The sequence below is a fragment of the Methylomagnum ishizawai genome (assembly GCF_019670005.1).
GTDB lineage: Bacteria > Pseudomonadota > Gammaproteobacteria > Methylococcales > Methylococcaceae > Methylomagnum > Methylomagnum ishizawai.
In genome coordinates, this window is the sequence record NZ_AP019783.1 from 1,118,724 (window position 1) to 1,141,893 (window position 23,170).

Consider the following 23,170-nt stretch of genomic DNA (forward strand, 5'->3'; position numbering starts at 1 on the left):
GGGCGGGCGCTCGCGGCGGTGTCGCGCCGGCTTAGCCCAGGGTCAGGAGCGAGTTGCCCGCGTCCACCACGACCTTGTGGACACCGACCAGGGAGATGGCGAAATCCTGCCCCGCGCCGAACTGGCCGTTGCCGTCCACGTCGATCTGGAGGGTGTGGCCGTCGAAGGCGATGTTGGTGCCCTGGCCCAGGCTTCCGGCCAGGGGGCCGCCGCCCAGGGCCGCACCCTGGTTCAGGAACCCGGCCCAGACGGCATCGCTGAAATCGATGGCATCCCCCGGCGTGGCCTTGATGGTGTCGTGGAAGCCGCCGATCAGATCGTCCGTGCCCAGGGCGTCCGCCAGATAGCGGTAGACATCCTTGCCCGCGCCGCCGTCCAGGAAGTCGTTGCCTTCCCCGCCGATCAAGGTGTCCCGACCGGCCTGGCCCAGCAGTTTGTCGTCGCCCGCGCCACCGGACAGGAGGTCGCCGCCCGCGCCGCCCTTGAGCGTGTCCGCGCCGCCGCCACCGTACAGCAGGTCGTTGCCGCCCTTGCCATTCAGGAGGTTGGCGTTGGCGTCGCCCAGCAAGGTGTCGGCGGTTTTCTTGCCGATGGCCTGGCCGTTGCCACCGACGGTTTGGCCCGCGCCCGAGGCCGGGGCGAGGTTCAGGGTGTATTGGTTGTCGCTGGCCGAGAAGGTCTGGCCGTCGCCGACCTTGAAGTCGAAGCCCTGGGCCAGGTTGCCCGATAGCACGTCCGGCGCTTGGTAGCTGAGCAGTCCATCGTCGATATCGGCGACCGCGATGGCCTGCCCGCTATGCACGGCTTGTCCGTCCAGCAGGAGCCGGCCTTCGGCGGGCAGGCTGTCGATCAGCACGGCTTGCAGGCTGTCGCCCTGGTCCGGGTCGGCGAAGGGGAAATCGGCGCTGTCGAAAACGTAGGCACCGCCTTCCGTCACGTTCGCGCTGTTGTCGGTGCCGGTCGGGGCTTGGTTGCCGCCGGTTTGGATGGTGGTGCCGGAACTGGCGGCGGCGACCTGGAGGACAAAGGTGTCCGAGGCGCTCAGGGTCGGGAACAGGGCGTCGATGACGGTGACCGTGATGGAGAGGGTGGTGCTGGCGTCGCTATTGGTCGGCGTGCCGCGGAAGGTGCGGGAAGCCGGGTCGAACACCAGCCAGCCGGGCAGGGCCGAACCATCGGCCTGCCGGGCGCTGTAGGTAAGCGGATCGCCCGCCGCGTCCTGGAAGGTGCCGCCCGGCACCTGGAATTGGAAGAAGCTGTTGGGGGTGGCGGATTGGTCCTGGAGTTGGGCCGCGAGGGTGGGCGGGCCGTTGACCTGGAGGTCCACGAAGGCCACGTTGGTATGGCCCAGGCTGTCGCTGACCTGGTAGGCGAAGCGGTCCGTGCCGATATAGCCGGTGTCGGGGGTGTAGACGATGGTGTCGTCCAAGCCCAGCACCAGCCGGCCATGGTTGGGGTTGGAGAGGCTCGAGACGAAGATGAAATCGCCTTGCGGGTCGGAATCGTTGGCCAGCACGTCGATGCTGACTTTTTGGTTCTGCCCGGTGACGGCGCTGTCGCCGAGGGCGACGGGCGCTCCGCTATCGACCGTGACCGTGATCGAGCCGACGCTGGTGTGGCCCTGGCCGTCGCTGACGCTGTAGGTGAAGGTGTCGGTGCCGACGAAACCGGCGTCGGGCTTGTAGGTGACGATGCCGCCATTGCCGGCGGTCGCGGTGCCGTTGGCGGGATCGGCGACCCCGACGATGGTCAGGGTGTCGCCTTCGGGGTCGCTGTCGTTCTGGAGCGCCTTGATGGTGACGGGCACGTCCTCGTCGGTGGTGGCGCTGTCGTCGGTGACCACCGGGGCGCCGGGACCGGAATTGTCCACGGTGACGTTGACCGTGCCGACGCTGGCATGGCCCTGGCCGTCGCTGACGGTGTAGTTGAAGCTGTCGGTGCCGAAAAAGCCGGTCTTGGGCGTGTAGGTGACGACGCCGCCCGCGCCCAGGGCCACCGTGCCGTTGTCGGGCGCGGTGAGCTTGGTGACGGTCAGGGCGTCGCCTTCGGGATCGGTGTCGTTGTCCAGCACGCCGACGGCGATGGCGGTGTTCTGCTTGGTCTCGACATTGTCGGGGGCCGCGACGGGCACGCCGGGGCCGGTGTTGGTGACCGAGACATTGACCGTGGCGGTGGCTTGGTGGCCTTTGCCGTCGCTGATGGTGTAGGTGAAGCTGTCGGAACCCACGTACTGCGAGTCGGGGGTGTAGGTGATGACCCCGGTGTTGAGGGCGACCGTGCCGTGCTGCGGCTGGGTGATCTGGCCCGGGACCACCGACAGGGGATCGCTGTCCAGGTCGCTATCGTTGGCGAGGACTTGGATATCGACCGGCTTGTCCACCCCGGTGGAGGCGGAATCGTCGGCGGCGGTGGGGGCGCGGTTGACGACGTTGATGGTGACGGTGGCGGTGGCGGTGTGGATGCCGTCGCTGACGACATAGGTGAATTGATCCTGGCCGGTGAAGCCGGATTCCGGGGTGTAGGTCACGGTGTCGCCGGCGCTGTAGTCCACCTTGCCGTGGGACGGGTCGGTGCCCGAACTGAAGGTCAGGGGATCGTTCTGCGGGTCGGAGACGCTCTGGCCCAGCCTGACGTTGACCGTGTTGTTCTGCGGCACGTCGAGGGTGACATCGTTGGCGACCGGGGTGCCGTCCTCGATGGTGACGTTGACGGTGCCGGTGCCGGTGTGGCCCTGACCGTCGCTGACGGTGTAGGTGAAGCTGTCGGGGGTGGTGCTGAAATAGCCCGCCGTCGGGGTGTAGGCGAGGGTGCCGTCGTCGTTGATCTTCACCGTGCCGTGGGCCGGGAGCGAGGTCGCCGTCACCGTCAAGGTGTCGTTCTCGGGGTCGGTGTCGTTGGCGAGCACCGCGATGGTGATGTCCTTGTCCTGGCTGGTGGTGACGTTGTCGGCGGTCGCCACCGGCACGCCGGGACCGGTGTTATCGACCGCGATGGCGACCGTGGCGGTGTCGAAATGGCCCTGGCCGTCGGTGATGGTGTAGGTGAAGCTGTCGGTGCCGGCGTATTGCTTGGCGGGCGTGTAGGTGAACACCCCATCGTCGCCGAGGGTGAGGGTGCCATGGGCGGGGGCGCTGAACGTGGTCACGGCCAGCGCGTCCTGGTCTTCCGGGTCGGTGTCGTTGCCGAGGACTTTGATGTCGATGGCCTGGTCGACGCGGGTGGAGGCCGTGTCGTCCTGGGCGGTGGGCGGATTGTTGACCACGGTGACGCTGACCGTGGCGGCGGCGGTGTGGCCCAGGCTATCGCTGATGGTGTAGCTGAAGCTGTCGTTGCCGTGGAAGCCGGCCTTGGGGGTGTAGGTGATGACGCCGGCGTTGATGGTGACTTTGCCGCCCTGGCTGGTGGTGCCGGTGCCGTCGCCCGCCTTGGTGATGGTCAGGGTGTCGTTCTGGGGGTCGCTGTCGTTGTCGAGGACCGGGATATTGACCGAGCCGTTCTCGTCCACCGACCGGCTGTCGTCCATGGCGGTGGGCGTGCCGTTGGCGATGGTCACTTCGACCCGGCCCTGGCTGGTGTGGCCCTGGCCATCGCTGACGGTGTAGGTGAAGCTGTCGGGGGTGGCGCTGGAATAGCCCGCCGCCGGGGTGTAGGTGAGGCTGCCGTCGGTTTCGATCTTGACCGTGCCATGGGCCGGACGGGAGGTGGCGGTGACGGTCAAGGGATCGCCGTCGAGATCGCTGTCGTTGCCCAGCACGTCGATGTTGACGGCCTTGTCCTGGCTGGTCGCGGCGCTGTCGTTGACCACCGTGGGCGGGTTGGGGCCGCTGTTGGTGATGGTGACGGTGACGCTGCCGGTGACGAAATGGTTGTTGCCGTCGCCGAGGGTGTAGGTGAAGGTGTCGTCGCCGACGAATTTGCCATCGGGCGTGTAGGTGATGGTGCCGTCGTCGTTGATCTTCACCGTGCCATGGGCCGGGTTGGTGCCCGCGCTGACCGTGAGCTTGTCGTTCTCGGGGTCGGCGTCGTTGGACAGCACCGTGATGATGGCCGCTTGGTTGATGTTGGTGGCGACCGCGTCGGCGACGGCGACCGGCGGCGCGTTGGTGATGGTGACGGAAACGGTGGCGGTGCTGGTGCGGCCCTGGCCTTCGACCGCGCTGTCGCTGACGGTGTAGGTGAAGCTGTCGGTGCCGAAGAAGTCCTTGTCGGGCGTGTAGATCAGGCTGCCGCCGCTGATGATGACCTTGCCATGGGTGCCGTCGGTTTTGGAGGCGATGGTCAGGGCGTCGTGCTGCGGGTCGCTGTCGTTCGCCAGCACGTTGACGACGACGGTGCCGTTTTCGCCGACATTGGCGCTGTCGTCCTGGGCGGTGGGGGTGCCGTTCTCGATGGTGACGCCGACCGTGCCCACCGTGGTATGGCCCTGGCCGTCGCTGACGGTGTAGGTGAAGCTGTCGGGGGTGGCGCTGAAATAGCCCGCCGCCGGGGTGTAGGTGAGGGTGCCGTCGTCGTTGATCTCCACCGTGCCATGGGCGCCGGCGGTGACCGCCACCACCTTGAGGGAGTCGTGTTCGGGATCGGTGTCGTTGGCGAGGACGTCGATCACGACCGCCTGGTCCTGGATGGTGTGGGCGGTATCGTTGAAGATCACGGGCTTGCCCGGCCCGCTGTTGGTGACGGCGACGGTGACGGTGGCGGGGACGAAATGGTTGTTGCCGTCGCTGAGGGTGTAGGTGAAGCTGTCGGTGCCGACGAATTGCGAATCCGGCGTGTAGGTGACGATGCCCTTGGCATCGACGGTGGCGGTGCCGTGGCTGCCATTGGTGACCGCCGTCACGGTCAGGGTGTCGCTGTTGATATCGCTGTCGTTGCCCAGTACCGGGATCAGCACCGTTTGATCGACGCCGGTGGTGGCGGTGTCGTTGGCGGCGGTGGGCGCGGTGTTGGTCACGGTGATGTTGACCAGGCCGGTGGCGCTGTGCAGGCCATCGCTGGCGGTGTAGGTGAAGCTGTCGGCACCGGCGTAGCCGGCGTCCGGGGTATAGGACACCGTGCCGTCCTTGTTGAATGTCACCGAGCCATGGGCGGGCTTGGCGACGCCGGTCAGCGCTAGGGCATCGCCGTTGGGGTCGGTGGTGGCGGCTCCCAGGACGTTGAGGCTGCCGGGTTGGTTGGCGGTGGTGGTCAGGTTGTAGTTGCCCGCGACCGGGGTGCCGTCCACCACCGTGAGCGCGACGGTGGCGGTGCTGGTATAGCCTTGGCTGTCGGTGAGGGTGTAGGTGAAGCTGTCGGTCCCGTGATAGTTGGAGGCCGGGAGGTATACGAGTGAGGTTTTGTCCCCGCTGATGGCGACCGTGCCATGCGCCGGGGTGGAGGCCGCCGAGATCGTCAGGGTGTCGTGGTTCGGGTTGTCGTCGTTGCCGAGGACATCGAGGGTGGCGGGTTGGTCTTCTTGGACCGTGACGCCGATGTCGTTGTGGGCGGTCGGCAGGCCGGCGTTGTCCACATTCAGATAGACCGTGGCGGTGGAGGTATGGCCGCGCAGGTCTTTGATGGTATAGGTGAAGCTATCGGCCCCGTAGAAATGGGCGTTGGGGGTATAGGTGACGACCCCGGTGGTGGGATCGACCGAGGCCGTGCCATGGGACGGCGCGGTGGTGGTGATCGGGTTGACCGGATTGCCGGCGCTGAGTAGGTCGCCATTGGGGTCGCTGTCGTTGGCGAGGACGGCGATGGCGACGGCGGTGCCGAGGGTGGTGGTGCGGCTGTCGTCGACCGCCGTCGGGGTGCCGTTGGCGACGGTGATATGGACGGTGGCGGTGCTGGTGACCCCCGCGCTGGACTGGAAGGTATAGGTGAAGCTATCGGTGCCCACGAATTTCGAGGCGGGGGTATAGGTGCCGATGCCGTGGCTGTCGAGGGTTACGGTGCCGCCATTGGTGGTGGTGATCGTCGAGCCGGCGGCGACCACGTTTTCCCCGTTGATGGAGATGACGGTCAGGGTGGTGTTGTGCGGATTCGAGTCGTTTTGGAGTACCGACAGGTTGGCGGTTTGGTCCTGGCTCACCTGGACGAAGTCGTCGTCGGCTTGTAGCGATCCGTCGCCGACGACGTTTAGGTTCACCGTCGCGGTGGCGGCGTGGCCGAGGGCGTCCTTGACCGTGTAGGTGAATTGGTCGGTGCCGAAATAGTCCAGGCTGGGGGTATAGAGGAATTGCCGGTAGGTCGGGCTGGTGGGATCGGTATCGACCACCACGGTGCCGTGCGTCGGTGCCGTGGCCAGGAGCGGGAAGGTCGTGAGGTCGTTGTTGGGGTCGCTGTCGTTGGTGAGGACGTCGATGGCGACCAGGGTGTTTTGGCCGGTCGCCGCGCTGTCGTTGACCGCCACCGGCTTGCCGTCGGTCACGGTGAAGTTCACCGTGGCGGTGCTGAGCGCCCCTTGGCTGGACTTGAGGACGTAGGTGAAGCTATCGGTCCCGACATAGCCCGAGGCGGGGATATAGCTGCCGAGGCCGTTGGAATCGATGACCACCTTGCCGCCGTTGGTGGTGGTGAAGATCGCTTCGCCGGGCTGGGGCATGACCAGGAGGTCGTCTGACGAGCCGCCGCCCAGGCCGATGATGGTGACGATCTCGCCGGCGGGATGGATGTCGTTTTGCAGGATGCTGATCGAGGTCGCTTGATCCTGGGCTATCGTGATGTTGTCGTCGACCGCCACCACCGCGCCGGTGTCGGTGACGTTCACCGAGACCGTGGCGCTGGAGGCATGGCCGAGGAAGTCCTTGACCGTGTAGGTGAATTGGTCGGTTCCGAAGTAGTTCGCGAACGGCGTATAGGTGACGACGCCGGTGGTGGGGTCCACCGTCGCCGCGCCATGGGCGGGTGCGGTGCTGATCGTGGGCGTCAACGGTTGGCCGTTGCTATCCAGCAAGGGTTTGTTCTGGCTGTCCTTGAGGTCGCCGTTGGGGTCGGCGTCGTTGTCCAGGATGTGGATTTGGACGGATTGGTTCTGTTGGGTGCTGGCGGTGTCGTTGACGGCGGTCGGGGTGCCGTTGGAGACGGTGAAGGTGACGGTGGCGGTGCTGGTCAGCCCGTTGATGGGGGCCGTGGCGGTGTCGCCCGCATCGATGAACTGGTAGGAAAAGCTATCGGTGCCTACATAGTTTGTGGCGGGCGTATAGCTGACATTGCCTTGGGGGTCGATCACCACCGTGCCGCCGTTGGTCGTGGTGAAGGTGGCGCTTTCATGGCCGACCGGCGGCACCCCGCTATGGCCCGCCGAGGTGCTGACTTCGACCACCAGGAGGTTATGGTTCTGGGGGTTGAAGTCGTTATCGAAAACGTTGAACGATATCGCTTGGTCTTCCGACAGGGTCAGATTGTCATCGATGGCCTTGGCGACTTGCTGGTCGTTGACGACGGTGGCGGTACCGCTGACGCCGCCGGTGGTGTTGCCGACGGTTCCGGTGACGACCAGGCTGAAATATTCGCTGCCTGCGGGAATGGGCTGGTTGATGATGGGAACGCTGATGATGGCTGTGCTTTGACCCGCCGCGATGGTGAACGATATTGCTTTGTCGGAAGCGACACCGACATAGTTGATTCCGTTGGCGGCGGTGCCATCTATCGTGTAATAGCTGAGTTGCAGGTCGCTGGCGGCGGGCTGGTCGAGCCTAACCGTGAAATAGATATAACCGTCGGATATCACGGCGGTCGGGTTGTCGACGCTGATGAATCCGGTATTGAGCGTGGCTTGGTCGTTGGTGAGCGTGGCCGTCCCGGTCAAATCCGAGTGCGCCGTGTCGATGCCGCTGGGATTGGAAAGGTTCAGCTTGAAGGTTTCGTCGGCGTGGGGCAGTCCATCGTTGACGATGGGCACGGTGACATATTTGACGATTTCCCCCGCCGCGAAACTCAGGTTGCCGGCCAGGGCCGTGTAATCGCTACCGGCCAGCGCCGTGCCGTCGGCGGTGCTGTAATGGACCGTCACCGTGTTTTTGGCGGGTTGGCTGAGGTAGACGGCGAACGTGACCGTTCCCGCCGAGCGGTCCACCGAAGCGTCGGCGACGGTTACGGTCGGGGAGGCGGCACCGCTATGGTCGTCGTCGATGAGGGTGGCGATGCCCGAATCCCGCGAGGGGTCCAGCACGGCGTTGACCGGATTGGTCAGCACCAGTTGGAAGCCCTTGGCGATCTCGGCCAGGTTGTCGTTGGTGATCTGGACCGTGACGGTCTTGTCGGTTTCGCCGGGCGCGAAGGTGAGGGAGCCGGTTTGGGCGGTGTAATCGGAACCGGCCAGGGCGGTCAGGTCCATGGTCGCATAATCGACGGTGATGGGACTGCCGGACACCGCGTTCAACCGGACGTGGAAGGTGGCGACGCCGTTCTCGCCCACGACCAAATCTTCGACCCAAAGATAAGGAATAGCCATACGAGTATTTCCCAGAGTTAGATGTGAGGTTTATTCAAGCGGGCAAGGCCACCGTGCTATCGCCAAATTTTGATATTGGCCCGGGCGGAACGCGGTCGTGTCGAGGGGGTGGACCGCTGGGGGTGTGCCATCGGGGTGGGCGCGACAGCCCGTAAATATAGCCCAAAGCCTTTCCCCAAAGGGTCGCAAGTCTGCGGTTTTGCGCGGAAATTCGCAATTATCCCCGAAACAGCCGGCCCATGCCCACGCCGCCTCGATCCCCTATGTCCCGGCGCGGGTGCCATTGGATGGGGCCGAGCTTACCCTGGCTTGGATGTGGGATCTAACCGGATTTGACGCAAGGTCGCACCGGCACCGACGAACGGGCCGGGTCAAAGGGCTTGCGCCCCGGCGAAACCCTGCTGCCGCCAAGCCTCGTACAGGGCCAGGGCCACGGCGTTGGACAGGTTGAGGCTGCGGCTATGGGGGCGCATGGGGATGACGAGCCGTTGGGATTCGGGCAGGCCGTCCAGCACGGCGGCGGGGAGGCCCCGGGTTTCCGGGCCGAACAACAGGGCGTCGCCGGGCAGGAACGCGGCCTCGGTGTAACGTTGGCGGGCCTTGGTGGTGAAGGCGAACAGCCGTCCCGGCCGGGCCTCCGCCAGGAAGGCATCGAGGCTGGGGTGTTCCTTGACCTCGGCCCATTCGTGGTAATCCAGGCCGGCCCGGCGCAGCTTGGCGTCGTCCAACTCGAAGCCCAAGGGCTGGATGAGGTGTAGGAACGCCCCGGAATTGGCGCAGAGCCGGATGATATTGCCGGTGTTGGGCGGGATTTCCGGTTGATAGAGGACGATGTGGAACATGGATTTCCTGGATCCAAGGCCGGGCGGGTCTTCGTTCCCCGTCCCGGCGGGGTCGGGGGCGGGCCATGCTGGCGATGGCCCGCCCTAAGCAGGGCGGGAATCAGCCCAGCGGCAGGGCATCGACCGGGGTCAGTTTCCAGATGTCGCGGTTGTATTCGCCGATGGTGCGGTCGGTGGAGAATTTGCCGCTGGCCGCGCAGTTGAGGATGCTCATGCGGGTCCAGTGTTCCGGGTCGCGATAGGCGTCGGCGGCGCGTTTCTGGGCCTCCACGTAGCTGCCGAAATCCGCCGCCGTCATCCACGGGTCCCAGGAACCCCGCACCGATTGGGTGATCGGCTCGAAGATGCCCGGCTCGAACTGGTTGAAATGCCCGGATTCCAGTAGTTGCATCACCCGGCGCAAATCCTCGTTGGCCTCGATGATCGACCAGGGATCGTAGCGTTCGCGGGTGCGCTCGACCTCCTCGGCGGTGAGGCCGAACAGGAAGAAGTTCTCCGCCCCCACTTCCTCGCGGATTTCGATATTGGCCCCGTCCAGGGTGCCGATGGTCAGCGCCCCGTTCAGCATGAACTTCATATTGCCGGTGCCGGACGCCTCCTTGCCCGCCGTGGAAATCTGCTCGGACAGGTCGGTGCCGGGGCAGATGATTTCCATGGCGCTGACCCGGTAGTTGGGCAGGAAGGCCAGCTTGAGCTTATCCCCGACCTTGGCGTCGTGGTTGACCACGTTGGCGACATTGTTGATGAGCTTGATGATGCGCTTGGCCATCACATAGCCGGGCGCGGCCTTGCCGCCGAAGATCACGCAGCGCGGGGTCCAATCGCCCTCGTCGCCGCGCTTGATGCGGTCGTACAGGTGGATGACGTGCAGCACGTTCAAAAGCTGGCGCTTGTATTCGTGCATGCGCTTGACCTGGGTGTCGAACATCGCGTTGGGATCGATGGCGATGCCGACCTCGGCCTGTTTGTACTGGCTCAGCCGTTCCTTGTTGGCCCGCTTGATCTTGCGCCATTGCTCGCGGAAGGCTTTGTCGTCGGCGTATTTCGCCAGTTGGCTCAATTGGCCGAGGTCGGTGGTCCAGCCGGTGCCGATGGCCTCGGTGATGAGCGCCGCGAGGCCCGGATTGCAGGAGGCCAGCCAGCGGCGCGGGGTGATGCCGTTGGTTTTATTGTTGAACTTGTGCGGCCACATCTCGTGGAAATCGCGGAACAAGCCTTGTTTCAGCAAATCCGAATGCAGTTCCGCCACGCCGTTCACCGAGAAGCTGCCGACGATGGCGAGATAGGCCATGCGGACTTGCTGCTCGTAGCCTTCCTCGATCAAGGACATCCGGCCCAGCCGGTCCAGGTCGCCCGGCCAACGGCTGGCGACCTCGGCCAGGAAGCGGGCGTTGATCTCGAAGATGATTTCCAGGAGCCTCGGCAGCAATTGCCGGAACAGGCGCACCGACCAGCGTTCCAGGGCTTCCGGCAGCAAGGTGTGGTTGGTGTAGGCCATGGTCTTGGAAGTGATGGCCCAGGCCGCGTCCCAGCCCAGCCCATGCTCGTCGATCAGGAGCCGCATCAATTCGGCCACGGCGATGCTGGGATGGGTGTCGTTGAGCTGGAAGCAATTCTTGTCGGCGAACCCGCTGAAATCTTCGCCATGGGTGTGGACCCATTTCCGCACCACGTCCTGGAGGCTGGCCGAGGCCAGGAAATATTGCTGGCGCAGGCGCAGTTCCTTGCCGTTCTCGCTGGCGTCGTTGGGATACAGCACCATGGTGATGTTTTCGGCCTGGTTCTTGGAACGCACCGAGGCCGTGTAATCGCCCGCGTTGAATTCGTTGAGGCCGAATTCGTCGGTCGCCGCCGCCTTCCACAGCCGGAGGGTGTTGACCGTGCCGTTCTGGTAGCCGGGGATGGGGATGTCGTAGGGCACGGCCAGCACGTCCTGGGTATTGACCCAGCGGGTGCGGCCATTTTCGCCGTAGTTGTCGGTATGGCCGCCGAAGCGCACCCGGACGGTCAGTTCCGGGCGTTCCAGTTCCCAGACATGGCCGTTGCGCAGCCAGTGGTCGGGTTCCTCGACCTGCTGGCCGTCCTCGATGCTCTGGCGGAACATGCCGTATTCGTAGCGGATGCCGTAGCCCGTCACCGGGAGCTTCAAGGTGGCGCAGCTATCGACGAAGCAGGCGGCGAGGCGTCCGAGGCCGCCGTTGCCAAGGCCCGCGTCCGGCTCGCTTTCCACCACTTCTTCCATTTCGAGGCCCAGGGTCTTGAGGGCGAGTCCCGCCGTGTCGGTGATGCCGAGATTGAGGACGGCGTTGCCCAGCGCCCGCCCCATCAGGAACTCCATCGACAGGTAATAGGCGCGTTTGCAACCGGCCCCGTCATAGGCGTAATTGGTGTTCTTCCAGCGCTCCATCAGGCGGTCGCGCACGGTCAGGGCCAGGGCGGTGTAGGTGTAATGGGCGGAGTGGCTGGATTTGTCCTGCCCCAGGGTATAGGTGAAATGGCGGCGCGTGTCCAAGGCCAGGGCGTCGGCGGACAGTCCCAGCGAGGGCAGTTCGGTCAGCTGGGCATTGGGTTTGCTCTTGGTCAGGGGTTTGTTCGGCATGATTGTATCCCTAGGTTGGAGGAGGAGGGCATGGCGATCCGGCGGGGCGCGGGCGGGTGGCCGGGAGATATCCCGCGCCCGGATCGCCCAGGGCGTGGGCGATTATCGCACTAAAGGGAAGACCGTCGAACGCAGATTCGGGAATTGCCGAGTTCACCCAAGGGCCGCGAATCCCGCCCGGGGGACGCGGGCATCCACCGGGCCGGATCGCCCCACGCGGGGTACGCCGCGCTGGGGGTACATCGCCCCGCCGGGCAAGGCCGCCCCCCGTTCCGCTTCCCCTTTGCGTCCGGGCCGGGCCATGTCAAGCTTGCGCCTTCCGGTCAAAACACGAATCCGATCCCACATGCGCCGATTGCTCCGACAGATTTTGTGCGTCCACGCCACGCTGGCCATGGGGATGGCCGCCTGGGCGGGCGAACCCGTGGTGTTGCAACTCAAGTGGCAGCACGCCTACCAATTCGCCGGCTATTACGTGGCCCAGGCCAAGGGCTATTACCGCGACCTGGGGCTGGACGTGGACATCCGCGAGGGCCGTCCCGGCCTCGATTTCGTCGCCGAAGTGGTCTCGGGCCGGGCGCAATACGGCACGGGTTCCAGCGGCCTGCTGCTCGACCGCGCCCAGGGCGCGCCGGTGGTGGTGTTGGGGGTGGTGTTCCAGCATTCGCCCGATGTGTTGATGGTGCCGGCCCAGGCCGGGGTGGGTTCCCCGCAGCAATTGGTCGGCAAACGGGTGATGACCAATTACAGCACGCCGGCCGTCGCGGCGATGTTGCGTAGCGAGACGGGCGCCTTGTCCAAGTTCAAGCTATCGGACCAGGCCAACGATATGGCGGGCTTGATCGAGGGGCGGCTGGACGCCCTGGCCGGTTATGAAACCGACCAGCCGTTCCTGTTCCAACAGCGGGGTTTCCCGGTCGCTCTGCTGCGGCCCCTCCATTACGGCGTGGATTTCTACGGCGACAACCTCTTCACCAGCGAGGCCGAGCTGCGCGGGCATCCCCGGCGGGCGCGGGCCTTCCGCGCCGCCAGCCTCAGGGGCTGGGAATACGCCATGACCCATCCCGACGAGGTCATCCCGCTGGTGCGGCGCTATGGCTCCACCCGTTCGGTGGAGCATCTGCGCTACGAGTACGAAGCGATGCGGAGTCTGATCCTATCCGATGTGGTCGAACTGGGCTATGTCAATCCGGGGCGTTGGCGGCATATCGCCGACACCTACGTGGGCCTGGGCTTGTTGCGGCACGATTATTCGCTTGACGGGTTCCTGTACGATCCCGAACCGGACCGCGTCTGGGACGGTGTCCGGGGCTATCTCTGGGCCGCGGCCACGGCGGTGGGATTGGCCCTCGGGGTCATCCTGGCCTTGTTCCGGTTCAACCGCCGCCTGCGCCGCGAGGTCCGCGAGCGCCTCTCGGTCGAGCAACGCCTCAGGCGCAGCGAGCAACGGCTGACCGAGGCCCAGCGCATCGCCCATATCGGCAGTTGGGAACTGGACCTCGCCACGGGCCGGGCCGCTTGGTCGGACGAGATGTACCGGCTGCTGGGCTACGAGGTCGGCGGCGTCGAGTCCTGCCTGGAGAACCTGCTCCGCCGCGTACCCGAGCAGGACCGCCGCAAGCTGGCCGGGGCGCTGGCGGCCGTCCGGGAACGGTCCGACGGCGCGTACCGGGTCGAATACCGGGTGGTTCCGCCCGGCGGCGAAGCGCGGGTGGTGGACGAGCGGGGCCGGGTGGTGTTCGACGGCCTGGGCCGGCCCGTGCTGATGATCGGCACCACCCTGGATATCACCGAGCGCAAGCGCTACGAGTTGGCGCTCAAGGAACAGCGGACCTATCTGCGTACGATCTTCGAACACGACCCGCAATGCATCAAGCTCCTGGACCGCGACGGCGTGTTGCTGGACATGAATCCCGCCGGGCTGGCCATGGTCGAGGCCGACAGCCTGGACCAGGTCCGGGGCCGTGCGGTCTACGGCATGGTCTCGGACAAAGACCGCGGCGGTTTCATCGAAATGGTCGCGGCGGTATTCCAGGGCGAACCGCGCCGCTTGATCTTCGAGGGGACCGGATTGAAAGGCACCAGGCGTCATCTGGAAACCCATTCGGTGCCACTGTGGGATAGCGAACGCCGCGGGGTGCGGGCCTTGCTGGGCGTGACCCAAGATGTCACCGAACGCCTCAGGGCGGAGGAAAAGCTGCGCCTCTCGGCGGCGGTGGTGGAGGCCACCCAGGAGGGGGTCATGATCACCGATCCGGAACTCCGCATCGTCGCGGTGAACCGGGCCTTTACCGCCATCACCGGCTACCAGGAATCGGAGGTGGTCGGTCGGCAGCCCGCGCTGTTGGCCTCGGGCCGCCATGGCCAGGATTTCTACCAAGCCATGTGGGCCTCCATCGACGCCGTCGGCAGTTGGCAGGGCGAGCTATGGAACCGCCGCAAGAACGGCGAGAGCTATCCCGAATGGTTGACCATCAACGTGGTCAAGGATGCCGAGGATAGGGTCATCCATTATGTCGGCGTGTTCTCCGATATCAGCCACCTCAAGCAATCGCAATCGCAATTGGAATATCTGGCCCACCACGATCCCTTGACCGGCCTGCCCAACCGCCTGCTGTTCACCGCCCGCCTGGAACACGGCCTGGAACGCGCCGAACGCAACGGCCTGCGGGGCGCGGTGCTGTTCCTGGACCTGGACCGCTTCAAGCATGTCAACGACAGCCTGGGCCATAACATCGGCGATGAGTTGCTGCGGCAGGTGTCGGCGCGCCTGGGGCAGGCCGTGCGGCGCGAGGATACCGTGGCCCGCCTGGGCGGGGACGAGTTCACCGTCTTGATCGAGAACCTCAAGGACAGCGACGACGCCGCCCGCCTGGCCGCCAAGCTGATCCATGGGCTGACCGACGCCTTCGTGGTGGACGGGCGGCGTTTGTTCATCGGGGCCAGCGTCGGCATCAGTGTCTATCCCAAGGATGGCCGCACGGTGGATCAATTGCTGAGCAACGCCGATGCCGCCATGTACCGGGCCAAGGAAGAGGGCCGCAACACCTACCGCTTCTATACCGAGGAAATGACCGCCCAGGCCTTGGAACATCTGGAATTGCAAAGCCGTTTGCGCCATGCCATCGAGGCCGGGCAATTGGTGCTGCACTACCAACCGCAGGTGGAACTGGCGGGAGGGCGCATGGTCGGGTTGGAGGCGCTGGTACGCTGGGAGCATCCGGAACAGGGCTTGGTCGAGCCTTCGCGCTTCGTGCCGGTGGCGGAGGATACCGGCTTGATCCTGCCCCTGGGCGAGTGGGTGTTGCGGCAAGCCTGTTTCCAGGCCAGGGCTTGGCTGGACGCGGGGCTGGAGTTCGGGCGGGTTTCGGTCAACGTGGCCGGCAAGCAAGTCCAGCGCGGCGATTTGCTGGCGGTGGTACGGCTGGCCTTGGCGGATTCCGGCCTGCCGCCGGAACGGCTGGAATTGGAAATCACCGAAAGCTTCGTGATGAAGGAGGCCGAACGCGCCATCGATCTGCTGCGGGCCATCCGGGCGCTGGGCGTCGCCCTGGCGATAGACGATTTCGGCACCGGTTATTCGTCCCTGGCCTATCTCAAACTGCTGCCCTTCGACAAGCTCAAGATCGACAAGGGTTTCGTGCGCGACCTGCCGTGGGACGAGAACGACGCTGCCATCGCCCGCGCCGTGATCGCGCTCGGCCACAGCCTGCAATTCACCGTGATCGCGGAAGGGGTGGAGAACGAGGCCCAGCGCGAATGCTTGCTGCGGGATGGTTGCGACCAGGCCCAGGGGTATTTGTACGGGCCGCCCATGGCCTGGGAGCGGGTCGAGGCGCTGTTGCGGCGGGAGGGGGAGTCGCGGCGGGTGGTGGGTTTATAGCGGGATGCGCCGGGTCGGGCACGGCGCACCCCAGGGGATGGGCTAGGGCACCGGATTCCCCTGCGCGTCCACCAAGGGCACTTTATATTCCTTGAGGATCGCCTGGATTTCCCCGGCCTTGCTTTTAAGCAGACCTTCCAGTTGCGCCTTGCGCTCCTTGTCCGGGAAGCGCACGCCCATGGCGATGGGGAAATCGAATTTCAGTCCCGGCTCCGACTTCATCGGGATCATTGCCAAGGGATTGCGCGAGGCCAAGTAGCCGGCAATCGGTCCCCACACGATCACCATATCGATCTTGCCGGCCTTGAAATCCCGGTCCAGCACCTGCGCCGTGTTGGTGCTGACATCGCCGGTCATGGTCTGGTAGGGGATGCCCTGTCCGATCAACTGGTGGTTGAGCAGCCAGGTGGTGCCGGGCGCGCCGTCGAACATGGCGATGCGGAGCTTGGTTTTCTGGTCGGCGGGCAGTTGGTCGAGGTCGGCGGCGGTTTTGATCGCGTCGAAGCCCTTGCCCTTGGCGTAGACCAGGGCGTAGGTCGAGCGGTAATAGGCCGGGGTGGTCGCCGTCAGTTCGTAGCCCTCGGGCACGCCCATCACCACGTCGCACTTGTACCCCTCGGAATCCTCGATCTTGGCCTTGAGCGTGTTGCGGATGAAGCCCAAGCGCTGCGGGAACCAGGTGTATTCGAGCTTCTGGCCCAGTTCCTTGGCGAACAACTCGGCGATCTTGTTCTCGAAACCCTGGCCCTTGTCGTCGGAGAACGGCGGATTGTTGGGATCGGCGCAGACCTTGAAGGCCCCGCCGGCATGGACCGGGCCGGAGATCGCCAGCAGGGACGCGAGGCCGCGGGCGAGCAGGCGGCGGTGAGTGCTAGGCCACATGGAAAACTCCTTGTACTGCGAAAGTTGGGGTGGGGATTTTACCCCGGCGTGGCGGTGCCCGTGGAATTTCCATCGCCACGAAAAAAGCCCCGGTCGAGGGATCGACCGGGGCTTCGGTGGCCTGGTTCGGGAAAACTAGGCGCCGCCGCTTAGTTGGGCAGGGCGAACACGGTGAAGACGCCGCCCAGCTTGGTGTGGCTGGAGAGGCTCTTGTACGCGCCGACCGCGCCCAAACCTTCGCTTTCGCCTTCGAGGCCCGCCGCCATGCCCACGCCGGCCCAGCCGCCGATACCGGACAGGATGCCGATATACTGCTTGCCGTTATGGGTCCAGGTGCTGACGTTGCCGATGATGCCGGACGGGGTCTTGAACTTGTAGAGTTCGGCGCCGGTGTTGGCGTCGCGGACCTTCAAGTAGCCTTCCAGGGTGCCGTAGATCACGAGGTCGCTGGCGGTGGAGATCATGCCGCTCCACAGGGAGAACGGTTCGTCGATCTGCCACTTGATGGAACCGGTGGTCGGATCCCACGCGGTGAAGGAACCCATGTGCGGGGATTCTTCATGCGCGCCGGTCTTCACATTGGCCTTGGCCGGATAGATGCTCAAGGTCGCGCCCACATACGGCTGGCCGGCGGTGTACTCAACCTGGAACGGCTCGTAGTCCATACAGGTGTGGTTGCCGGGGATGTAGATCAGCTTGGTCTTGGGGGAGAAAGTGACCGGAGGCTCGTTCTTGGAACCCATGGCCGAGGGGCAGATGCCCTTCTGGTTGTGGTCTTCGCCACCCTGTTGGGTGGAATACTGGCTCACGACCTGCGGACGGCCGGTCTTGGCGTCCACATGGGTAGCCCAGTTGACGGCCTTGTCGAACTTCTCGGCGACCAGGAGTTCGCCGGTCACGCGGTCCAGGGTGTAGCCGAAGCCGTTACGGTCGAAGTGGGTCAGCAGTTTGCTGTGTTCCTTGCCGTCCTTGTCCTTCATGGGCAGGTCGATCAAGGTCATTTCGTTGATGCCGTCGAAGTCCCATTCGTCGTGCGGGGTCATCTGGTAGACCCACTTGGCTTCGCCGGTATCGACGTCGCGCGCCCAGATGGTCATGGACCATTTATTGTCGCCCGGACGCTGCACCGGGTTCCAGGTGGACGGGTTGCCGGAACCGTAATACATCAGGTTCAGGGCCGGATCGTAGCTGTACCAACCCCAAGTGGAGCCACCGCCGATCTTCCACTGGTCGCCCTGCCAAGTCTTCAAGGAGGAATCCTTGCCGACCGGGGCCATCTTGCCATCGGTCCAGGTCATGGTCTTGTCGGGGTCGATCTTCATGTCGGCGTCCGGGCCCATGGAATAGGCTTTCCAGGCCAGGCTGCCGTCCTTGATGTTGTAGGCGGCGATGAAGCCGCGCACACCGAACTCGCCGCCGGAGATACCGGTGAAGACCTTGTCCTTCACGACCAAGGGCGCGTTGGTGTTGGTCATGCCGGCTTTGGGATCGCCGTTCTTGACCTTCCATACGATCTTGCCGGTCTTGGCATCGAGGGCCACCAGGGTGGCGTCGCCTTGGGCCAGGAACACCTTGCCGTCGCCATAGGCCAGACCGCGGTTGACCACGTCGCAGCACATCACGCCGATCACCTGGGTCTGGTCGGTGCCCGCGTCGGGGGCGTAGTTGTATTCCCAAACCACGGAGTGGGTATCCTGGTTCAGCGCGTAAACCTTGTGCGGATAGCCGGTGTGGATGTAGATCAGGTCGCCGACGACCAAGGGACCGCCTTCGTGGCCGCGCAGCATACCAGTGGAGAAGGTCCAGATCGGTTGCAGGCTCTTAGCGTTGTCCTTGTTGATCTGCGTCAGGCTGCTGAAGCGGGTGCCGTAGTAATCGCCACCCCAGGTCGCCCAGTTCTGGGGATCCTTGGAGAGCTTTTCCACTTCGGCGTTGGCGAACGTAACCCCGGGGGCTGCCAGCACGGACGCGATAGCGGTCGCGAGCAACCAACTTTTCACGGGTTTTTTCATCTCTTTTCCTCCTCGTAATCTGTTGTGGCTAACAGAGTACTGTTGTTAACGACAAGTTACCCTTAAAGCGATAGGGACGGTTTTTTCATTGAGCAAGGAAAAATTTCCTGAAATTATCCTGATATTTTCCCGGCTAGGCCCGTCAGCGTGCGTAAATTGAAGGATTTCCACCTAAAAGTCAATGATGCGGAAACGGGGCTGCGACGGTGGTTTCCGGGGCTTGCAAGCCGGGTTTCGCCCCCCGATCGCGCCTTTCGGGCCGGTGGTCGGAGGCGTTCATCAAGGCCGGGGCGGGGTGGCGATTGTCACGGAACGGGTGGGGCGGCCAAGCCGGGGCCGACGGTTGAATCCCCATCGCGGCGCGGGGAAAATGCCCTGCCACTTCCAAGGAGAATCGCCATGAAATCCCTGTTCGCCGCCTGTGCCTTGCTCGCGTTACCGTTGCCGGGTAACGGCGGGCCGTTGCCCGAAATCTCGCTCCGGGAAGTCGCGCCCGGCGTCTATGTCCACCAAGGAGTGCATCAACTGCCGGACCGCCATAACCGCGGCGAGATCGCCAATATCGGCTTCATCGTCGGCGAGCGCTGCGTCGCGGTGGTCGATACCGGCGGCAGCCCGGAACAGGGCGAGGCGCTGAGACAAGCCGTGGCCGCCGCGACGACGGTGCCGGTGTGCTATGTCATCAATACCCATGTCCATCCCGACCATATCTACGGCAACCTCGCTTTCAAGAAGCCGGGCGTGAGCTTCGTCGGCCATGGCAAGCTGGAACAGGCCATGGCGCTGCGGGCACCTTATTACCGGGATTTGGCCGGGCGCGAATTGGGGTTCAAGCCCGGCCCCGAGCATTTCATTCCGCCCGACCGGCCCGTGCGCGATACCCTGGAATTGGAGTTGGGCGGGCGCACCCTGCTATTGACCGCCCATCCCACCGCCCACACCGACAGCGACCTCAGCGTCTACGACCAGAAGACCCGGACTTTGTGGCTGGCCGACCTTCTATTTATGGGGCATACGCCGGTGGTCGATGGCAGCCTGAACGGCTGGCTCAAGGTGATCGATCAGCTCAAAGCGATCGATGCCCGGCTGGCGATTCCGGGACATGGTCCGGTGTCCGCCGCCTGGCCCTTGGCGCTGATATCGGAGGAACGCTATTTAAGGATGCTGCAAACCGAAATCCGCGCCGCGCTCAAGGCCAACAAGACCATGGAATGGGCCATGGCCAACGTCGGCCAATCGGCCCGCCCGGAATGGCAGTTGTTCGACGAGTTCCACCAGCGCAACATCGCGACGGCGTTCGCGGAACTGGAATGGGAGGATGAGTAGCGCGCCGGGAATTCCCAGCCATCCCGGCCCAGCCTAAAATCGCCCCGACCCTAAAACAACACCGCCTTTCGGAGGAACCATGAACCCATTCCGCGTCCCGCGACCCGTTTTCCCCGTCTTGTTCGGCCTCGGCCTTATCCTGGCGGGCACCGTCCAAGCCGCGGGCGAAGAAGACTTGGCCTGGAACACCCGCCTCAAGCAGCAGTTCTATGGCGACCGCCCCATCGAGGAAGGCACCCAGGTCGTCGAGTTGACCGCGCCCTACCGCGCCGAAGACCCGGCCTTGGTGCCCCTGCAAATCACCAGCAAGATTCCCCAGGCCCAGGACCATTACATCAAGAACATCACCCTGGTCATCGACAACAACCCGGTGCCGTTCTCGGCCTCGTTCGATTTCACGCCCGAGAGCGGCAAGGCCGATGTGGCGCTGCGGGCGCGGGTGAACGCCTACACCAATGTCCGCGCCATCGCCGAGACCAACGACGGCAAGCTCTATATGAACAAGGCGTTCGTGAAGGCCAGCGGCGGCTGTTCCGCGCCCATCGGCACCGACCTCGAAGCCGCCATGGCGCGGCTGGGCAAGATGAAGTTCAAGTTCGACGGCGACAAGGCGGCGCTGGGACAGGCCAATCCGGTGCAATTGCTCATCAGCCATCCCAATATCAGCGGGATGCAGATGGACCAGATCAGCCGTTTGGTGAAGCCCGCGCATTTCGTGGACGAGGTGAAGGTGAGCTTCGATGGCAAGCCGGTATTGACCGCCAAGACCGATATCGCGGTCAGCGCCGACCCCAATTTCCGCTTCTATTTCGTGCCGGACAAGGCGGGCGAACTCAAGGCGGAGATCAAGGACAACCTGGGCAACCATTTCACCCAAACCCAGGCGGTGACGCCGTAGGCCGGGATTTCTCGGGGCATGAAAAAGGCCGGTGCGACCGGCCTTTTTCATAGGCGGAACGCTCAGCCCCGTTCCGCCACCAGGACCACCAAACTGCGGTCGCGCACCAGGAGCGAGCTTTCATGGTGGAGCGGGATGCCGTGGCCGGGCTGGCAGACATCGAAGGGCGGACCGGCGCTGGTATCCACCTTCTTGGTCCAGCGGCAACCGCCCGGCGCGCGCGGCAACAGGAAGCTGACCGCGTGGGGCAGGGGATTCGACAACAGGCACAACTGGCGCTCGCCGGTTTCGGCGGCGTGGATATGGCAGCCGATGGCGGACTCGGTATGCCAATCCGGCATCCAGCCCGAGGGGTTGAACCAACTCACGTCCTCGGGTTTATAGAAACGCTCGCTGGTCAATACCGGATGCCGCCGCCGGAAGGCGATCATGTTTTTGACGAATTCCAGGAATTCCTGGTTCTGGTCGGCGAGGCTCCAATCGAACCAGGAGATCGCGTTGTCCTGGCAATAGGCGTTGTTGTTGCCGTGCTGGGTGCGGCAGAACTCGTCGCCGCCGAGGATCATGGGCACGCCGCGCGACACCAGCAACGTCGCCATGAAGTTCTTCATCTGGCGGAGGCGCAGCCGGTTGATATGGGCGTCGTCGGTCGGGCCTTCCACGCCGTAGTTGGCGCTGAAATTGCCGTCCGAGCCGTCGCGGTTGCCTTCGCCGTTGGCGAGGTTGTGCTTATGCGAGTAGCTGACCAGGTCGTTCAGCGTGAAACCGTCGTGGCAGGTGACGAAGTTGATGCTGTTGACCGGGGCTTTGCCGCTGTGTTCGTAGATATCGGCGCTGCCGCACAAACGGCTGGCGAACGCTCCAGCCAGACCCGAGTCGCCGCGCCAATAACGCCGCACATCGTCGCGGTAGAGGCCGTTCCATTCCGACCAGCGCTCTCCCGGAAACCGTCCGACCAGATAGGCTCCGCCCGCGTCCCAGGCTTCGGCGATCAGCTTCACGTCGCGCAGGATGGGGTCTTCGGCGATCTGCTCCAACAGCGGCGGGTTGGGGATCAGGTTGCCGTTGCGGTCGCGGCCCAGGATCGAGGCCAGGTCGAAGCGGAAACCGTCCACATGCATTTCCACCACCCAATAGCGCAGGCAATCGAGGATGAAGTTCCGCACCACCGGGTGGTTGCAATTGATGGTGTTGCCGCAGCCGGAATAGTTCTTATAGCGGCGCTTGTCCTCTTCCAGGATGTAGTAAATGCTGTTGTCGAGGCCGCGGAAGCTCAGGGTGGGGCCGGTCTCGTCGCCTTCCGCCGTGTGGTTGAACACCACGTCCAGCAAAACCTCGATCCCGGCTTTGTGCAGTGCCTTGACCATGGTCTTGAATTCGTCCACCTGGCAGCCGGGATAGAGCCGGGTGCCGTAGCCTTCGTAGGGCGCGAAGAAGCCGATGGTGTTGTAACCCCAGTAATTGGAGAGCCGCTGCCCGGTCTCGGGATTCACCAAGGTGGTTTCGTGCGGATTGAATTCCTGCAAGGGCATGAATTCGACGGCGGTGACGCCGAGTTGCTTGAGATAGGGAATCTTGTCGATCACCCCGAGATAACTGCCCGCCAGCCGGGTGCCGGAACTCGGATGGATGGTGAGTCCGCGCACATGGGTTTCATAGATGACCAGATCGGACCAGGGATGATAGAGCGGGCGGTCGTCTTCCCAATCGAAGCCGTTGGCGGTGACCAAGCCCTTGACCAGGGCCGGTTGCCGCCAATCGGGGCTATGGTCCTGGTTGGCCGAGAAGCCCATGAAATCCCAGTGCGGCGGGCTGGTCAGCGCGGTGGCGTAGGGGTCGATGAGGATGCGGCGCGAATCGAAGCGGTGGCCGCGCTCGGGCGCGACCGGACCATCGACCCGGTAGGCGTAGACCAAGCCCCGGCCCGCCCCTTCCACCACGATATGCCACATATCGCCGGTTTTATGCTGGCGCGGGTCGAGTTCGATGACCTGGAACGGCTCGACGGCGTTGATATCCTCGAACAGCAACAGCCACACCTTCACGGCATGGCGGCTGAACAAGGCGAAATTGACCCCGCCCTTGTGCAGGTGCACGCCGTGCGGCAACGGCGAACCGGCACCGTAGGAGAACGGGGGGCGTTTGGTGGAAACGATGTCCAAGGGGCGCTCGGCGGATTTCATGGCGATGAACGTGTCGCTAGCTGGATGAATATCGGCGTAGACCAGGCGTTCCTTCGGCGGAAAAGCATTCCCCGACCGCGGATGATGATGAATTTATCGAGTCCTAACGACTTC

The 23,170-nt window shown here is 64.4% G+C and carries 9 protein-coding genes; 3 read left to right on the forward strand and 6 right to left on the reverse strand.

Annotation, left to right across the window (positions count from 1 at the left end):
• Nucleotides 1-31 precede the first annotated feature (31 nt).
• The 3 genes from K5658_RS05175 to K5658_RS05185 form a co-directional block, all read right to left on the reverse strand.
• Nucleotides 32-8,431, reverse strand: a complete 8,400-nt coding sequence (locus K5658_RS05175) for an Ig-like domain-containing protein (RefSeq protein ID WP_221065905.1) — start codon at nucleotides 8,429-8,431, stop codon at nucleotides 32-34.
• Nucleotides 8,432-8,802: 371 nt separating this feature from the next.
• On the reverse strand, nucleotides 8,803-9,273 hold the full coding sequence (gene trmL / locus K5658_RS05180; RefSeq protein WP_221065906.1) for a tRNA (uridine(34)/cytosine(34)/5-carboxymethylaminomethyluridine(34)-2'-O)-methyltransferase TrmL: 471 nt from the start codon (nucleotides 9,271-9,273) through the stop codon (nucleotides 8,803-8,805).
• Between the two features lie 100 nt (nucleotides 9,274-9,373).
• A complete protein-coding gene (locus tag K5658_RS05185) occupies nucleotides 9,374-11,872 on the reverse strand; it encodes a glycogen/starch/alpha-glucan phosphorylase (RefSeq protein WP_221065907.1) in 2,499 nt (832 codons plus the stop codon).
• 346 nt (nucleotides 11,873-12,218) lie between these two features.
• Between K5658_RS05185 and K5658_RS05190 the strand changes: the two genes are divergently transcribed.
• The gene (locus K5658_RS05190; RefSeq protein ID WP_221065908.1) at nucleotides 12,219-15,755 is read left to right on the forward strand and encodes an EAL domain-containing protein; all 3,537 of its coding nucleotides are present in this window, start codon (nucleotides 12,219-12,221) and stop codon (nucleotides 15,753-15,755) included.
• A 42-nt stretch (nucleotides 15,756-15,797) separates the two neighbouring features.
• On the opposite strand, the gene K5658_RS05195 is transcribed toward K5658_RS05190, so the two are convergent.
• A complete protein-coding gene (locus K5658_RS05195) occupies nucleotides 15,798-16,637 on the reverse strand; it encodes a quinoprotein dehydrogenase-associated putative ABC transporter substrate-binding protein (RefSeq protein ID WP_221065909.1) in 840 nt (279 codons plus the stop codon).
• Nucleotides 16,638-16,786: 149 nt separating this feature from the next.
• Complete coding sequence (locus K5658_RS05200; RefSeq protein ID WP_221065910.1) at nucleotides 16,787-18,649, reverse strand: methanol/ethanol family PQQ-dependent dehydrogenase; 1,863 nt, start codon at nucleotides 18,647-18,649, stop codon at nucleotides 16,787-16,789.
• A 399-nt stretch (nucleotides 18,650-19,048) separates the two neighbouring features.
• On the opposite strand from K5658_RS05200, the gene K5658_RS05205 reads away from it, so the two are divergent.
• Nucleotides 19,049-19,975, forward strand: a complete 927-nt coding sequence (locus K5658_RS05205; protein WP_221065911.1) for a quinoprotein relay system zinc metallohydrolase 2 — start codon at nucleotides 19,049-19,051, stop codon at nucleotides 19,973-19,975.
• 79 nt (nucleotides 19,976-20,054) lie between these two features.
• On the forward strand, nucleotides 20,055-20,873 hold the full coding sequence (locus K5658_RS05210) for a quinoprotein dehydrogenase-associated SoxYZ-like carrier (RefSeq protein ID WP_221065912.1): 819 nt from the start codon (nucleotides 20,055-20,057) through the stop codon (nucleotides 20,871-20,873).
• Nucleotides 20,874-20,935: 62 nt separating this feature from the next.
• Here K5658_RS05210 and glgX read toward each other — a convergent pair whose 3' ends face one another.
• Entirely contained in the window at nucleotides 20,936-23,056 is a 2,121-nt protein-coding gene (glgX, locus tag K5658_RS05215) for a glycogen debranching protein GlgX (protein ID WP_221065913.1), read from the reverse strand.
• Between the last annotated feature and the right edge of the window lie 114 nt (nucleotides 23,057-23,170).

Coding starts and splice junctions, on each gene's coding strand:
- K5658_RS05185 (WP_221065907.1), bottom strand. CDS start 11,872: ATGCCGAACAAACCCCTGACCAAGAGCAAACCCAATGCCCAGCTGACC.
- K5658_RS05195 (WP_221065909.1), bottom strand. CDS start 16,637: ATGTGGCCTAGCACTCACCGCCGCCTGCTCGCCCGCGGCCTCGCGTCC.
- trmL (WP_221065906.1), bottom strand. CDS start 9,273: ATGTTCCACATCGTCCTCTATCAACCGGAAATCCCGCCCAACACCGGC.
- K5658_RS05200 (WP_221065910.1), bottom strand. CDS start 18,649: ATGAAAAAACCCGTGAAAAGTTGGTTGCTCGCGACCGCTATCGCGTCC.
- K5658_RS05210 (WP_221065912.1), top strand. CDS start 20,055: ATGAACCCATTCCGCGTCCCGCGACCCGTTTTCCCCGTCTTGTTCGGC.
- K5658_RS05175 (WP_221065905.1), bottom strand. CDS start 8,431: ATGGCTATTCCTTATCTTTGGGTCGAAGATTTGGTCGTGGGCGAGAAC.
- K5658_RS05205 (WP_221065911.1), top strand. CDS start 19,049: ATGAAATCCCTGTTCGCCGCCTGTGCCTTGCTCGCGTTACCGTTGCCG.
- K5658_RS05190 (WP_221065908.1), top strand. CDS start 12,219: ATGCGCCGATTGCTCCGACAGATTTTGTGCGTCCACGCCACGCTGGCC.
- glgX (WP_221065913.1), bottom strand. CDS start 23,056: ATGAAATCCGCCGAGCGCCCCTTGGACATCGTTTCCACCAAACGCCCC.